Source organism: Psychrobacter nivimaris, assembly GCF_904846365.1.
GTDB lineage: Bacteria > Pseudomonadota > Gammaproteobacteria > Pseudomonadales > Moraxellaceae > Psychrobacter > Psychrobacter nivimaris_B.
This window is the reverse complement of sequence record NZ_CAJHAL010000001.1, coordinates 117,413-133,898: the sequence shown is the minus strand read 5'-3', so window position 1 is coordinate 133,898 and position 16,486 is coordinate 117,413. Positions and strand designations below refer to the sequence as shown.

Sequence of the window (16,486 nt, the reverse complement as noted above, 5' to 3'; positions counted from 1 at the left end):
CGGCAAATCATCTTTTATATATCTTGATTTGCCGTTTTTACCATGGCCGGTTATCCAAACGATGATCGTCTTAATGACCACTTTACTCTGTGGATATGTGATCTATTATGCCGACTCGTTCTCAATACGCCCTGATGTCTAAAAAAGACAAAAATACAGTCATATTCGTAAGCTTTATCAGCGCTGTAATCTTTTTTGATTTTTTGATTTACTTGTATATCTCAGATATTGTTTCAGCGGCGATTTTTCCTGCTAATGCTGACCCTAGAGTTGCTAAACTGCAAGGAATGGGGCTTTTTGTTATCGGTTATTTAGCACGTCCAATCGGAGGTGTTCTCATCGGTCGTTATGGTGATATAAAAGGTAGAAAGCCAGTTTTATTGCTAAGTATAATAGTTACCGCATGTAGTCTCCTAGCAATGGCATTTTTACCCACTTATGCACAATGGGGGGCTGCTGCGCCTGCCTTATTTATATTGTTAAGAATCATACAGGGTATGGCGTTTGGTCTTTATGTACCGCTATCTTGGGTATTTGTAGCAGAGCATGTGCCCAGACAATATCTGTCAGTTGCCTGTAGCTATGCGACTGCTAGCTTCTTTGTAGGTGTGCTGTTTTCAAATGCCTTTTTTATGTGGTTATCTAGCTTTATGACGACGACTGAGCTAACTGATTATGGTTGGCGTTTACCATTTTTAGTAGCGGCGGCTCTTAGTTTCTTACCACTCTTATTTTGGCGATTCATCGGAGAAACACCCTTTTTTCTGGCACTTACAAAATTAAATGCCGGCAAAAACTCAGGCAAGCCGCTTACCATACTCTTTAAACACTGCAAACACTCTGTGTTTGTCGGCATGGTGCTGACGTTAGTGATTTCTAGCATTACCTCTGTGGTTGTTCTACTATTGCCAGACTTGATAGAGATAAACTTTACGTTAGACAGCGATTTGTTTGGATTCTCCCATAGCTTGGGCATCGTATTTATGATTTTTGGCTGTATATTCTATGGGATAATTTCTAATCATGAGAATTTTGGTAAGGTTCTAGTAATTGGTTCGATACTCCTCATTGCTCAAATACTAGCCTTCTTTTATCATCTACAAGCAGGTGGCGATTACATTTTAATTATGTACGCGCTTTTGGGATTCTGTGCTGGTATTGTCGGTATGGTTCCTGCTATCTTGGTGCAATTGTTTCCAACCAACGTGCGTCTCACAGGTATCTCTTTTTGTTATAATGTGACCTACGGTATCGTTGGTGTACTGATACCTTTTGGTCTTGGTTATGCCACAACTTTAGTAAGCTTTTCACCAGCACTATACATTGCCTTTATTGGCTTTATCGGTATTATCATGGGGCTTTATTTCTATAATTTGCCTGAATTCAAAAAGATTGATCATGTTATTTTATAAATAATAGATCAGTCACTAATTCGAACGATGTTTAAAACTAAGGTGCAATGAGACATCTCATTGCACCTTATCCATTTGTTTAAGACACAGATATTAAGGCTTGATAACCATGGTTGATATGACCAACAAACGCCTATCAGTCGCTCCTATGATTGATTGGACAACGACAGACTATCGTTACTTTGCGCGACTATTTAACCCGCACACGTACCTGTATACCGAAATGATTAGCACCGGTGCATTGATACACGGTAACCGCGCACGGCACCTACGCTTTGACACACTTGAGCATCCACTGGTATTGCAGCTTGGCGGAGCAGATATCAGTGAGATGACACAATGCGCCGAATTTGCTCAGCAATACGGCTATGATGAAGTCAATATCAATGTTGGTTGCCCTTCTGATCGTGTGCAACACAACAAGATAGGTGCCTGTCTAATGGCAGAGCCAAAAACGGTGGCTGACTTGGTCAAGCACATGCAAGCTGCAGTCGATATCCCCGTGACGGTCAAACACCGTATCGGTATCGATGATTTTGACAGTTACGAGTTTATGGTGGATTTTGTGCAGACCGTTGCGACTGCTGGCTGTACGCGTTTTATCGTTCATGCACGTACCGCGTGGCTACAAGGGCTGAGTCCTAAGCAAAACCGCGAGATACCACCGTTACGTTACGAGGATGTCTATCGTCTAAAACAAGACTTTCCTGAGCTGGATATTGAGATCAATGGCGGTATTGATACCATTGAAGACATAAAAATGCATTTGCAACATATCGATGGCGTGATGATTGGTCGGGCGTTTTATCACAACCCGTATCTATTAGCAGAAGCCAATAGCTTATGGAACGAGGCAGCACCCGACGCGATACCTAAGCGCTCAGAGATTTTAGAGCAGCTCTACCCTTATCTACAAGAACAAATTGCCAAAGGCGAAGCACTACCCACGATGACACGGCATTATCTAGGATTGTTTCAAGGGTTGATGGGTGCACGCAAATGGCGGCAAGCATTGAGCGGCAAACCTCAGCTCACGCTCGATGACATTAAACGAGCAGCCGATGAAGTATTATTGTTAAATCCTGACGCATAGCTAAATGCTGATATAACTGGCTTGATAGAATTCACATGCTATCCATTATCGTGGCTAGCATGTTATCTACGCCGCTTGCGCAAGATACTGCCACATCGCTGCGCCATTATTAATGATATGTAATACGATTGGCAGTAATAGCGACCCTGACTTGATACGTGCATAACAAAATATGAATGCCAAAACCACAATAGTACTGATTTCATAAATGCCATACTGCACATGGATAGTGGCAAATATCAAACTGGTCACGATACTTGCTACTATCGCACCGTGATGCACAGAGTATGACGGTGCGGTGAACTGCTCTTTGATGGCTGACCATAATATGCCACGAAAAACCACTTCTTCGTAAATAGGTGCAACCACGACCATTGCAAAGACCAGCAGCCACACTGAACTAACAGACTGATACAACGGATCTACAAATACCAGCGGCGTCATGTCCAGCATATAAGTCAGCGCCTGACTGGCAATCATAAATATCAGTAGTAGCCCAAGCATGCCTATACCTGCCGACAGTGAGAACGGCTTTAAGGCTAGATATTGACGCAGACTGCCACCTTTTAAACGAATGATAAGCATGCTAATTGCCACTAGCAATACACAGCCGATGAGTATAGACAGGCTCACAACTGTTCCATCATTACTACCAAAATAGAATATCTGCCCTATCGATGTCCTTTCATCGGCAGGTAATACCAGCTTGCCAGCGACATAAACACCTACCAACTGGCTGATAAAAAACGTAAGCACCATTCCTACTGTTAGCACGAATGTACCCACACGCGAAAATAGCGGCAGAGACTTAGGTGAGGCAGTCGTACTAGATGGCGCAGTTAGGTTTTTTGGCATAAAGGCGTCACTTAAAAATACTCTGGCAGCTCATATTTATTACAAGCATGACTGATGGTATGTTGCATTTATTTTGACAGTTGCTGCTTGATCAATCCTAGCACCTGCATTGAGACAGACTCTGGATGCTCAAGTGGGAACATATGTCCTCCTTCGTGAGTCTCATAAGGAATACCCAAGCGCAATTTTATCTGCTGCGGAAAGCGACGTTTCAAAAAGATACTGTCTTGACCAATGATTAAAGTTACAGGCACTTTAGGACCACGATTCGGTGCCAGCCAATACCAAGATGGATTGGTACGGAACACAGCAACTTCGCTAGCTTTAGGGATAGCCAATGTCACTTTGCCATCCGCGCGCTCATGCAAGCCATGATCGATATATCCTTGAAAGCTACGCTCATTAAAATTCTTAAAAAACCCTTTATGTCGCATTTTCTCATATGCTTCATCCCGGCTATCCCACACATCACGGCGATGCTTAGACACGCCAGCTGGTGACAGTTTGTCCATCAAGCGGTTATTCATAAGTGGCAATCTATCTGCTGTTTTTGCTAAATGCCACAACAAGCTGACTTTGCCATAAATCCAAGGCGGATCCATAAGTACTGCTTGTGCAAACAGTTCAGGCTGACGATACGTGGCCTGCAAGGTACACATGGCCCCAAGCGAATGCCCTAATCCTACTACCTGTGCAACGCCATGCTTTTTGCAGGCACTGTTTACGCTATCAATAATTTGCTGCGTTAGACTACGCCAATGATCGTCCACCGGATAATCAGGCGTATCACCCAACATCGCAATATACTCAATCGTAAAAAATTCTGATAAACCTTCAAAAAACGGTTCATATACCGCGCTTGGCATTCCATTAGCATGGGCAAAATGCAGCACAGGTTTATTGGTTATTTTAGAGACAGGCAGTTTAGCAAAAGACTGCAAATTTATTTCATCACTCATGACAGACTCTCGTGGGATCGTTTATGTTATATATTATTTTAATGATTGAACCTTGTACCCTTATTAAAATCAACAGCATCAAAACTAATCCCTTCAAAATCAACTATGTTTATATGGCAAATTTGACGACTGTGTTCGATGGTTATAGTTGTATAGCCAATTTAATCAGGCTATCACTTGGGCCAAGGTTTCTTATCTGGTATTACATACAATTAAGGCTGAGCACAATTATATGCTCAGCCTTAACAATCATACACATTATATCTAAAACATAAAACGCTTAACGCATCTGTCCAGTGTTGCTTTCTTGTGGCAATACATCAAGACTAACGCTAGAGCCAATACCTGCACCTAATTTCACTGCAAAACGGTCCATAAACATTTGGAACGGATCAGTTGGGCTATAGCTAATGATAGTATCTAGATCTAGTTGCTTACTTAGACTTGTGATACTACCTGTTTTGTCTGCTAGGCCTAGCTCAATAGACTGCTCACCTGTCCAGAATAGCCCTGAGAACAGTTTGTTTTGCTCAGGATTTTTCAGACGGTCGCCGCGCCCTTCTTTGACAGCATTGATAAAATGCTTGTGCGTGTTTGCTAGTACTTTTTCAACATGATTTTCTTCATAGTCAGTCAACGGACGAGATAAGCTTAAGATATCTTTATACTCACCAGCCGTAATCGTACGATCTTCTACACCAACTTTGTCCATCAAGCCTTTGACGTTGTAGCTTGGCATAATGACACCGATAGAGCCAACTAAACTTGACGGATTGACATAAATCTCATCTGCGGCAGACGCAATATAATAAGCACCTGAAGCACCGATATCACCAATCACCGCATAAAGCTTTTTGTCTGGGTATTCTTGGCGTAAGTCCATCATGGTCTGCCAAATCTCATCAGACTGTACCGGTGAACCGCCAGGTGAGTTAATGTCCAATGCCACTGCTTTTGAGTTACTGTTTGAAAAAGCGTCTCTCAATGCTTCATTGACATCATACGCATTAGCCACATCGTCATTACTGATGACACCTTGCAGCTCAACCACTGCCAAATGTGGATCGCTAGTATCGACTGCGTCCATACCTGTTGGCGTACTGCTGCAACCACGACCAAGGGTCAAAAATATCAATAAGATATAACCAAAGGTCAATAGTTTAAAAAAGATACTCCAACGACGAGCGCGGCGCTGCTCAACCACACTCGCTAATAACGTGTTTTCCAGCACCTTCCATTCTTGTCCACTTGGCGGGCTTGGTTGCTGCAGTTGCGTTGACTGATTTGCCGAGTTATCAGGACGTTTGTTAGGGTCTGGTGGCCAGTTGGGCATATAACTTCCTAAGTTAGAAACAATCTAAAACAATGAAATGAGGTTGTCGAGAAATACAGCTAGAACAGTGGTGTATACCTGACTGATACTGTCTCACAGTATCTGTGACCTGTATTAATAGGCTGCTAAGTATGGTGGTATTTCGATAATGGTTCAATAGTATAACTGTGAAATATCACTATATTGTAACACTGATAATATAAGCCTTATTTTTGAGGGTTAGTAGTTTCGGCATTGGGAGTGCTATTAATGTTATTTAGCGATTTAGTTGTTTAGCAATAATGCCGCGTCTAAGGGTTTATTATCATAGGTTATAACTTCATCGACTCTTTGACGACTTATGGCATCAGCTGTAATTTGCGAGGTACTATGACCAAGCCAACGTGTATTTTTGAATAGCATGTCATCATTATTCGATTCAACTGAACATAGTAATGACCACAGTTGCCAAACGCGTTGATGAGTGTCAGCATTTAAAATCAAACGCGACTGGAAAGACTCTGACTGTTTGCCAGTTAACTGGTTAGATGCTACTTGTGCTTGAGGGCTGACAGGTGAATTGACAGGTAACGAATTGAGTGGGTCTGCCGCATTGTATCTCAGAACGCGTATAGGCAGATTAGTATCAAGAGCAATCGTACAGTCCCAAACGCTAGTATCACCTATCTTGGTCCAACCAGTGATGACCTGCACTGACAATTCATCGTTAGTCGACTGCCATATTTTTCCTTGCTCACAACGTTGAGCACTGATAGTGGGCGTATCTTCAGATTGCCTAACTGTTTTATAGGCTTGCTGAAATGCAGACCAACGATCAGAGCGCCCTGCTTGCCAATATTGGCTAATGGCTAAACGGTCATTTAATTGAGCAACAGTCATCGGTAGTAGTTCAGAATTTTTAGTATTAGCAATATTCTTATCGTCAGGAATTAACGTATCAGTCAGGCCGTCACTGCTGCTCTGTACAACAATACTCTCTAACTTATTGACAGATAAGCTGCCCAGTTGCTGCTCTAAATTTTCAGATAATTTGTCTGCTGTCAGGCTGCTGGGCATCGTTCGTGTAGAGGCTGGTCTATGGTCAGCTAAGAACAACCAATTGGTATTGTCTTCATTGACGGTAGGATATTGTAGCAATGCTGCCGTTATATACGAATCACCCGTTGGCAAAATATATAGGGTCGATACAGTTACCAGTGACTGCTGATTGGCATACACTGTCATCATCAGTAACGTTAATGGTGGCAACATCAACCAACGGCTGAGTAAACCTCGTGGCAGCAGCCAAGGCAATGCACTTAGCAAAGCCATCGAGAGTATCGCGATATTAACTGGTGTATAGAGCCACGCATCCGATAGCGCTGGCAATGACGTCAGCCAACTCATCAAATCGTGTAGATGACCAACTATCGTACTAATAATTACCCAAAGAATATCAGCGATACTTGGCACCAAAAGATAACACAACCCGGCTAATAAATTGAGCGGTACAATCACCCAACCAAATAGCCCGATAGCAAATAAATTGATGAAAAGGCCCCATAACGATGCCTTACCAAATAGAAGCAACGTAACGGGTAATAAAGTAAGAAACAGCCAAAACTGTAATTTAAACACACGCTTGATCGTTTGCCAAACACGGTTAGATAGCGCGTTATTGATATGAGTACGTGGCTTACTATCGTGTACAGTCGTTGCAGCAGTAGTCTGATGCTGATACGACGTATCGTCATACTTGAGTAATAACGCCACTGCAATAAAAGATAGCCAGTAACCTGCCTGCCACAATACGTAAGGGTCATGCCAGGCCATCAACACAGCCAGTGCCAATAGCACGCGCGTCGTACTAATAGGAAGCAATGTTAGTCTGATAAATCCAATCGCCAATAACATCCAAGCCGTACGGGCAGCAGGCACGTCAAAACCAGTAAATAGCGCATAAATAAAAGCGGCACCAATCATTACCCACCAGCGCACTTGCCAACGCGGAATACGACGATAAATCGTTGAATAATTACGATCAAACAGCAGTACAACTATACCTGCTAGCACAATAGCTAAAAACAGTACGTGCGTGCCTGAAATAGCGAGCAGATGTGAGATACCCGCCAGTTGATATAAGTCCTTAGTATCACGATTAATCAAGCTACGATCACCCGTGAGCAGACTTAATGTCACGGCTTTTGCTTGTTGCTCTGCTGTCGTTTGTGCTGACCAGTCTTGATAGAAATGCTGTCGTAATCGCCAACGCCCTTGATCAATATGAGTACGAAAGCGCTGAAGATATGAATCAGAGTCTAGCGACTGCTTCGAATATTTTTTATCGCTGATTTCATTGCTAATTTCGCGACTATTTACCAATGTAGGGCTAACGGCCAAAATATTTGCAACGCCATCAATATGCCGACCTCGTAACCAGCGATAACTGTCAAAACCAGTAGGGTTATTGACTGCTTGCTCAGAAGTAGCCAACGGCGCCAGTGCTAGGCTCATGAATATCTCATCACCGGGCTGCAAATCGTTTAAGAATGCAAACTGGCTATCATTTGCAGACTTTCTTGGATAGGCGTTAAGTAAGATTCTGTGTTCGCTAATCTTGAGAACAACTTCATTGAGATTAACATCGTGATTGATGCTTAGGCTATTTTTATTCGCATGTAAGTAGTCGGATGTTTTGGTTGCTAACTCTTGGGGCGTCAGCTCAGCGACCAATGGAGTGATGTTCGTTATCACTGCTACTTGGCGATACCCGCTGTCTGTAGTAGCATCATAAACACTGTCGCTCAACCCTTCGATACGCACGAGTGCTTGTACTCGTATCGGTGCAGTTATTTCAGTGGTTTCTGCTTGTTGATGAGTAACCAAAGCTTGCAGTGCGCTGCCTATCACTAACGCAGTCGCTAGTAGAGCTAAGACTAAGTATCTAATAATTCGGAAAGGAAGTTTAATATGACGAGATGTGTTGTTAGAGGTATTGCTATCAGCGTTGTGGCTGTCTATCGAGGGTATGTTAAATTGAGCAGACGCCAACAGAATTGTGGCAAATATAGTCAGTGCCAACGACAGATTAGAGGTACCAACTGTCTCTAGCAAAGACAAATCAGTTGGCATTATCACATTATCTGCGACTGCCAATACGCCCATCATAACTATAATTATGAGGCTACCAATCAACCAGTACACCAGCACTCCTTGCTTGATGACTTAAATATTATTCGGCCAAATATGGTTACTTACTATAGCAAATGACACGCGATGCAATAGCATTTATATTTATATTACCCTATACTGAGGCAACGTATTAGGTGGTAACTATCTGACACCACCATTCTGTGTGTTCTAACCTTTATCCTACTCACCATATATTACTTTATACCAGCTTCTCAATACCATTGAGTAGACTGTAGTTAATGATTAAAGGCGATCCTGTGCCCCAAAAACGTCTAAAAGACCTACTTCCTACACCAGAGAAAATCTTAGAAAGTCGCACTTTAAAGCTGTTTGCACCGCACTTGGCTGATCCAAGGTTATGGCATTTCAATCGACACAGCCTAAATAAGGCCGTCTATATCGGTGTACTAAGTGCATTTTTTCCGCTGCCAGGACAGATGTTACTGGCACTTATTGGCTCGCTTATTTTTCGTGCCAATGTCCCTATGGCGCTTGGTTTGACATGGATTACCAACCCAGTCACTAGCTTGCCCATCTTTTATGCTGGATACTATATCGGCGCAAAAATCATTGATGCACCTGTGATTAGCTTGCGATTCATCGGTAGAATGATTGCTGATTTTAGCTTATGGGCATTATCAAATGGTGCCAATCCGTTCATTACTTATCGCGGTACAGTATCACTTGCTGCATTTTGTATCGGATTAACGATTTTGGCCGTAGTCACCAGTCTTATTTGCGGTTTGGCATTTAAGGCCATTTGGCGTTATAAGACCGTAGCGAGCTGGCAGAAACGTCAGCAAAAACCTTCTGACGAATCTGACAAGTTATAATGCAATTTATCTTTGTTATATAGCTATAACGCTTACGCCCTAGCTAAGCTTAGCTAGCAAAGCTTATTCTTCTTTACTGTTCTCTATAGCATTTAAGACTTTGTCAGTAAAGTTGCTATCCATCGGTACAATCTCAATGACTTCATCATTTTTGCAGAGCGTATAACGCTTACCTGTCGCGCTATCTTGGACTTTTAGGTCGTAATCAACCCCAGCTAAAGTAATGGCATCAAATACAGGTGTTAGTAGCTCAGTTTGCGCCTGTCTATCAAGTGTTTCAAACAAAGTTGGATCGATGTAAGGCTTTAACGGCTCATCACCCTCTTCTGCACTGCCAAAAGCCGCAATTGGATTATCATCTTCACGCATTTTACGCATCCTTATAAAATAGATAAGGCGGCTGGCTCACAACCGCTTAATCGCTAGTTTCTATGATATTTTTTCTTAGTAATATAACAATAACTTTTCAATATGATAGCCATCACATCCATGACAGACGCCAATAAATGGCGTTTCGGTCAGTTTTTCGACCTAATACAAAAAATTATTAATACTGTTCCCAATGTCCATTGCGAAGCAACAACTGACGGTCAGCAAGCGCCGCTAAATTGCGATCATGCGTCACCATAAGTAGCGCCGTTTGCATGGTGCTTTGTAGTTCTGACAACAGACCAAAAACGCTTTGTGCATTGTCATAGTCCAAGTTACCTGTTGGCTCGTCCGCCAAAATAAGCGATGGCTTGGTCACTAGCGCGCGTGCAATCGCTACACGTTGACGCTCGCCACCTGATAGTTCACCTGGTCTATGCATCAGACGATGCTCAAGACCGACATTTTCTAGAATCTCAACTGCCTGCTTACGAGCATCAGTCGTTGATACTTCTGGACGCATGAGCAACGGCATGGCTACGTTTTCGATTGCTGTAAACTCTGCCAACAGGTGATGAAACTGATAAATAAAGCCCAAATGCTTATTTCGCATTGCACCGCGCTCAGTTTCATTCATACTATTTAATAGCTGACCATGCAACCAAACCTCACCACTGGTTGGCGTATCTAGACCACCAAGCAAATGCAGCAACGTACTTTTACCTGAACCACTGGTTCCAACGATAGCGATGCGCTCACCCGCATGAACAGTCAGATCAAGACCAGTCAATACTTGTGTACTGACCGCGCCTTCATCATATATCTTATTGATATTGGTCGCCTCTAAAATGGCAGACATAGCGCTTCCTTTATTTTATTTATTTCGGTATTTATTTCGATATTTAGGCGTTTGCGATTACTCATAGCGTAGCGTTTGAGCAGGCTGAATCTTAGCCGCTCGGCGGGCTGGATAAATCGTTGCCAAAAAGCTCAATACAAACGATGCACCTGTGATTAATACCACATCTAACAAACGCAATTGCGATGGCAAATAATTGACAAAATACGCATCAAATAGATTCAGACCAAAGGCTTGATTAATAAAGCCTAAAATATCGCTGACCGTAAGTGCAAATATCACACCCAGTATCGTACCAGCGATAGTACCGATAACCCCGATGACCACACCTTGGACCATAAAGACTTGCGTAATCAAACGAGGAGACGCACCAAAGGTTTTTAAGATTGCGATATCTGCTTTTTTATCGGTCACTAGCATGACCAGACTTGAAACAATGTTAAAAGCGGCAACTAAGATAATCAAAAATAGCAATAGGCCGACCATGGCTTTTTCCATTTGAATTGCCCCAAACAGATTGCCATGAGTTTGTGTCCAGTCATTTGGATATAGCTTTTCAGGTGCGATAGCAGCTGCTTTTTCTGCTGCTATCGGCGCAGTAAAGATATCGTTAAGCTTCATGCGTACGCCCTGTGCGCCTTCTGGCAGACGCAGTAACTTTGCCGCATCTCCCATCGGGATAAACGCCATAAGGCTGTCTACTTCTGGGCTGATCGTAAAGATACCTGTCAGAGTAAATCGCTTAAATCGCGGTATCACGCCTGCTGGTGATGGTGACGCTTCTGGCAATACTAGCGTCACTTTATCCCCTATTTGCAGACCCAAGGACTGCACCATCTCCTCGCCCAACACGATACTGAAGTCACCACTTTTCAGAGTGTCAATACTACCTTCAATCATGTGCTCGTTGATGATGGAGACGTTTTTTTCGTATTCAGGCTCGACGCCTGTCACCATGATACCTGCGACCTGACCATTTGATGTCAGCATCCCTTGCAGTTGAATGAATGGTGCCACAGCTGCCACTTCTGGGTCTTCTTTGATCTGATCAGCGAGCTGTTCCCAGTCGCCAATAATTTCTGATGAGACCACAGTAGCCTGCGGTACCATTCCCAAAATACGGGTTTTCAGTTCACGGTCAAAGCCGTTCATCACTGATAGCACCGTAATCAATACGGCAACCCCAAGCGTCAGACCAATCATCGAGATGAGTGATATAAAGGAGATAAAGCCATTACTACGTTCTGCTCGGGTATATCGTAAGCCGATAAATAACGCTAAAGGACGAAACATATTCAAACTCTTTATCTTATCTACGTGCGACTTTATATAGGTTGCATAACGAGCAGTAGTAAATGCATCATACAGTTGCTACTACTCACATATAAATCAAACACAAAAACAGGGGGTCAGACGAGCCAATAACAGCTGTCAAAAGGGAGCTAGTTTGACACAAACTAGCTGATATGTGCCAGTCATTAGCAACAACTGAGAGTATTTTTTACCAAAAAACTGGGTTTTGTTATTATTTTTTATAGGGGGCTTGCTATTAGCTGTACCAATACCTATATATTATATGCTAAAGACAATTGTCATTAACCCCTCATTGAGGTTTCTGATCTTTTACTGGCTAGGCTGCTGACCATCATAAACCAATCATTTAAAATGTTGGATGGTACACAAGCAAACACAGTATTAGATATAAACCTCACGCTGACTTAATTTTGAGTATTTTCATGACCATAAATTATCAATACAAAAACATTCAATCTCCCACCAAGATCACGTTGACCGATGAGCAGTCTGCAGGTCACGCCGATCACTGGCGTATTCTGACCGATGATATGAGTCATGATGTGCCTGAATGGCTACAAAAAATGATCGAAGTCGCAGCGATGCCTAAAGGCCTGAACAACAACGTCAGTGCAAAAGACAGCTGCCTGCTTTTATCAGAAGATCAGCCATGCCATATTAATCAAGTGCTCGCGATGAAAGATGGTAAGCCAGAATGCTTTATCAATGCCTATCCTTGTGTCGATAGTCCTTACGGATTGAACTGCAAAATTGAGCGTGTCATCGCCAATGACAACTCGCACGATGCCGTGTTGCGCTTACGTACTGCTGATGGCAGCATTATTTATGCGTTTGATCAGCTCTATACGACCAATCGCCATCTCTATCAACGCGACACCTCTTACTATGTGAACTTTAGTGCTTGGGCGCACGAAATTAAGCTAAGCGAGCAAAACGAAGTCATTATGGTCGAAGACCAAGAATCTATCCGTTACCATCGTGCCTTTAACGACATCGTGGCAGCAAATGACGGAAAAATCCCTGACGACCTGCAAGAGCAAATCAGTGAATGGAAACCTGAAACCAAAGAGCAAATGGCACCCGTCGAGATTAACTTGGGTCATATGTGCGCTTACTTGTTTGGCGATACGCTAGGACAAGAAGACGAGGCTTGGTGTCAAGGTCAAGTGCTTGGCAAGCAAGAAACCGTCTTCAATGGTAAATCTATCATATTATTTGATGTGGTGACGCTACGTGAGCAGGATGCAGATCCGTTTGTAGTGCGTATTGGTGCGCTCAACACTGCTGAGACTAATAGCATCAAAGTACATGACTACGTCCAAGCAAACGTATGGCTACAAGCAGCAATATACAAAGAGAACCAATCAAATGCGACGCAGCAATCAAAAGCTAGCTAGGCTGTTCGAGAGACTTTCTACAGCTTTTTATGCTGCTACTTATGTAATTACCCAATAAAAAAGCCCCTAATATGAATTAGGGGCTTTTTTGTGCCTTATAGATTCTTACAATGCACAAACGTAACGCAAAAATCGTATAAATATGCGATTAAGCCATCGTCGTCATTGATTTGATGCGAGTGTATAGCTCTTTTTGCTCTGCGCTTGGACGTGCAGTCTGTACTGCCATTAGCTGTGACATATCACCTTCGACACGGATTTTGCCACTCATAAACGCACCCATGATTTGATTGGTATCAAAATCAGTGATGATAGACTGTAGAATATCGCGATCTAGTAGCAGTGTCGTTGTTGCATTATCGTTTAAGCCGCGATGTAGCAAACCATTTGCAAAATTGGCTTCGATAGTTTTATCAGCTTCAGCCACTTTTAGGTTGACGACCATATTGGCAAGTACTGGCGGTAAATTTAACTCACCTGCTTCGTTGCCCATTTTTTCTACTTGCTCAAACCATTCATCTGTCAAAAAAACTGCCATATTATATTATCCTTAATTGATATTCTGTCAGACCAATATCCCTTGAGGCACTATTGGCCTAACTATTAGAATTATTAAAATGATTGCTATCAATAGACCTATGCGATACATAGCCATTAATGACGTTCAGCCTCATTATAAAGGGCGACTTGATAAGAAGTAAAACCTATTTATCGGCTCAGCAATGTTATTGTTACAAAACTTCTTTGCAAGCCTACGCTTATGTCTAGCGAGCGCTTCCCCTATTCAATCAAAATGAGCATCTAGAATAGTGACAAAATTGTGTATAAAATAGAGGAGTAGCACAGCAATAATAAGTTGCTCGCTAACATTTATACCAAAGAGTTTGTATTTTGGCGCATAGTTCTGATGATATTTAATTAGGATTGCGTTACAATACCCTTAAACAGAGTCGGGAGTTTTAACCAAACATTACATAATCGTGTTTTTTGTCAGCCGCCGCTAGCATACATCTATGGTCAATGCGTTTTAATAGCCCTATAGATATGGGTATCTATCTTCATTAGTACAGATTTTTTCGTAATAATTAAGATACATATTTAGCCTTATGAGATGTTTGATGCTCAAAACGGCGCGTCTTCTTATTTACCTTGATGATCTATTAACAATCCTACTATCGATTGACCTTGAGCAAGGTGTATGAAATGCCTATTTCTATTTATTAGTATTAACTAATAGACAGTAAGGGCCTAAATCGATAGTTAATGACGTCATTGCGCTAAATAAGCCAAAAAACAACATGTGTTGGCGCTAGTATAAATACAAATTTGAGAGTATTTATAGTGCAGACAACATAGATTGTTGGTTAATTCTGTTGATAATTCGGGCTGTAAAGGAATCATCCAATGAGTTTACAAAACACAGCAGTCGCCCCAGTTGACCGTGAGTATGAAATTACTATCGTAAGATTTTTTACGATCATGGCTGTCGTTTGGGGCATCGTCGGCATGAGTCTTGGTGTGTTCATTGCTTCACAGTTAGCATGGCCAGCACTCAACTTTGACATTCCATGGCTGACCTTTAGTCGTTTAAGACCACTGCATACCAATGCGGTGATTTTTGCGTTCGGTGGCTCTGCCCTGTTCGCAACGTCTTACTACATCGTTCAGCGTACCTGTAAGACGCGTTTATTTGCGCCATATTTGGCTTGGTTTACCTTTTGGGGTTGGCAAGCGGTTATCGTATCCGCTGTTATTACCCTTCCTCTAGGTTTGACCTCAACTAAAGAATACGCTGAGCTTGAGTGGCCGATCGATATCCTAATTGCCTTGGTATGGATCTCTTATGCCATTGTATTTTTTGGTACGCTCATCAAACGTAAAACCTCACATATCTATGTGGCTAACTGGTTCTTTGCCGCTTTCATCATTACGATTGCACTACTACACATCGTAAACAGCATGGCGATTCCAGTTAGCGCGTTCAAATCTTATTCGCTATTTGGCGGTGCAACTGATGCGATGGTGCAGTGGTGGTACGGGCATAATGCGGTAGGTTTTTACTTAACGGCAGCCTTCCTTGGAATGATGTATTATTTCGTTCCTGTACAGATTGGTCGTCCTATCTATTCTTATCGTTTGTCTATCGTTCACTTTTGGGCATTGATTGCTTCATATATGTGGGCCGGTGGTCACCATTTGCATTATTCAGCGCTTCCTGATTGGACGCAGTCTCTTGCTATGGTCTTCTCAATCATCCTGTTTGCACCATCTTGGGGTGGTATGATTAACGGTGTACTAACGCTATCAGGTAGTTGGGATAAGCTGCGTACCGATCCAATCATTCGCTTTATGATTGTTGCATTGTCGTTCTACGCGATGTCGACGTTCGAAGGCCCAATGATGTCTATCAAAACAGTGAATGCGCTATCGCATAACACTGACTGGACAGTTGGTCACGTACACTCAGGTGCACTTGGCTGGGTTGGTATGATTACTATTGGTTCGCTATACGTACTGTTACCACGTATTTATAACAAACCGAAGATGTACTCTATCAGCTTAATCACCACGCATTTTTGGCTTGCGACTGCAGGAACGATTTTCTATATCGTGTCTATGTGGATCTCAGGTATTGGCCAAGGCATGATGTGGCTTGCTACTAACCCAGACGGTACTTTGGTATATAGCTTCGTTGATACTGTTGAATTCTCGCATTTCCCATATATTGGCCGTGCATTTGGTGGCTTCTTATATGTATCGGGTATGTTTGTAATGGCTTATAACTGCTATAAAACACTCAAAATGCCAGAAGGTAAGCCTGTAGATGTCGCTGATCCAACGGATCATGAACCTAGTGTCGAAAAACCTTCGACAGCTAACGTATAAGGAGC

The 16,486-nt window shown here is 42.5% G+C and carries 13 protein-coding genes; 5 read left to right on the top strand and 8 right to left on the bottom strand.

Features of this window, described 5'->3' with window-relative positions; all coding sequences use genetic code 11:
- Positions 1 to 107: 107 nt before the first annotated feature.
- Both JMX63_RS00590 and dusA read left to right on the top strand, forming a co-directional pair.
- Positions 108 to 1,412: an MFS transporter gene (locus JMX63_RS00590; protein WP_102093637.1), complete on the top strand. Its 1,305-nt coding sequence runs from the start codon at positions 108 to 110 to the stop codon at positions 1,410 to 1,412.
- Between the two features lie 109 nt (positions 1,413 to 1,521).
- Positions 1,522 to 2,505 (top strand): tRNA dihydrouridine(20/20a) synthase DusA, encoded by a 984-nt coding sequence (dusA, locus tag JMX63_RS00585; RefSeq protein WP_102093635.1) that lies wholly within the window; start codon positions 1,522 to 1,524, stop codon positions 2,503 to 2,505.
- 66 nt (positions 2,506 to 2,571) lie between these two features.
- Here the strand turns inward: dusA and JMX63_RS00580 are convergent, their stop codons facing one another.
- From JMX63_RS00580 to JMX63_RS00565, 4 genes are all read right to left on the bottom strand, one after another.
- Entirely contained in the window at positions 2,572 to 3,360 is a 789-nt protein-coding gene (locus tag JMX63_RS00580) for a CPBP family intramembrane glutamic endopeptidase (protein ID WP_227673190.1), read from the bottom strand.
- Positions 3,361 to 3,428: 68 nt separating this feature from the next.
- Positions 3,429 to 4,319, bottom strand: coding sequence for an alpha/beta fold hydrolase (locus JMX63_RS00575; protein WP_102093634.1), 891 nt, complete (start codon positions 4,317 to 4,319; stop codon positions 3,429 to 3,431).
- Positions 4,320 to 4,599: 280 nt separating this feature from the next.
- Positions 4,600 to 5,652 carry a signal peptide peptidase SppA gene (gene sppA, locus JMX63_RS00570; protein ID WP_102093633.1) on the bottom strand — a complete coding sequence of 351 codons (1,053 nt, stop codon included), beginning with the start codon at positions 5,650 to 5,652 and terminating at the stop codon, positions 4,600 to 4,602.
- 264 nt (positions 5,653 to 5,916) lie between these two features.
- Positions 5,917 to 8,835, bottom strand: coding sequence for a ComEC/Rec2 family competence protein (locus JMX63_RS00565; protein ID WP_227673189.1), 2,919 nt, complete (start codon positions 8,833 to 8,835; stop codon positions 5,917 to 5,919).
- Positions 8,836 to 9,080: 245 nt separating this feature from the next.
- On the opposite strand from JMX63_RS00565, the gene JMX63_RS00560 reads away from it, so the two are divergent.
- Entirely contained in the window at positions 9,081 to 9,656 is a 576-nt protein-coding gene (locus JMX63_RS00560) for a DUF2062 domain-containing protein (RefSeq protein WP_227522947.1), read from the top strand.
- 63 nt (positions 9,657 to 9,719) lie between these two features.
- Here the strand turns inward: JMX63_RS00560 and JMX63_RS00555 are convergent, their stop codons facing one another.
- The 3 genes from JMX63_RS00555 to JMX63_RS00545 form a co-directional block, all read right to left on the bottom strand.
- Positions 9,720 to 10,025: a hypothetical protein gene (locus tag JMX63_RS00555; protein ID WP_057760791.1), complete on the bottom strand. Its 306-nt coding sequence runs from the start codon at positions 10,023 to 10,025 to the stop codon at positions 9,720 to 9,722.
- A gap of 178 nt (positions 10,026 to 10,203) precedes the next feature.
- The gene (gene lolD, locus JMX63_RS00550; protein WP_057760792.1) at positions 10,204 to 10,884 is read right to left on the bottom strand and encodes a lipoprotein-releasing ABC transporter ATP-binding protein LolD; all 681 of its coding nucleotides are present in this window, start codon (positions 10,882 to 10,884) and stop codon (positions 10,204 to 10,206) included.
- 57 nt (positions 10,885 to 10,941) lie between these two features.
- Entirely contained in the window at positions 10,942 to 12,177 is a 1,236-nt protein-coding gene (locus JMX63_RS00545; RefSeq protein ID WP_102092330.1) for a lipoprotein-releasing ABC transporter permease subunit, read from the bottom strand.
- A gap of 443 nt (positions 12,178 to 12,620) precedes the next feature.
- Between JMX63_RS00545 and JMX63_RS00540 the strand changes: the two genes are divergently transcribed.
- Entirely contained in the window at positions 12,621 to 13,595 is a 975-nt protein-coding gene (locus JMX63_RS00540; protein ID WP_165596796.1) for a hypothetical protein, read from the top strand.
- Positions 13,596 to 13,743: 148 nt separating this feature from the next.
- On the opposite strand, the gene JMX63_RS00535 is transcribed toward JMX63_RS00540, so the two are convergent.
- Positions 13,744 to 14,133, bottom strand: coding sequence for an SCP2 sterol-binding domain-containing protein (locus JMX63_RS00535; RefSeq protein ID WP_057760797.1), 390 nt, complete (start codon positions 14,131 to 14,133; stop codon positions 13,744 to 13,746).
- A gap of 866 nt (positions 14,134 to 14,999) precedes the next feature.
- Here JMX63_RS00535 and ccoN point away from each other — a divergent pair.
- On the top strand, positions 15,000 to 16,481 hold the full coding sequence (ccoN, locus tag JMX63_RS00530; protein ID WP_057760799.1) for a cytochrome-c oxidase, cbb3-type subunit I: 1,482 nt from the start codon (positions 15,000 to 15,002) through the stop codon (positions 16,479 to 16,481).
- Positions 16,482 to 16,486: the final 5 nt, after the last annotated feature.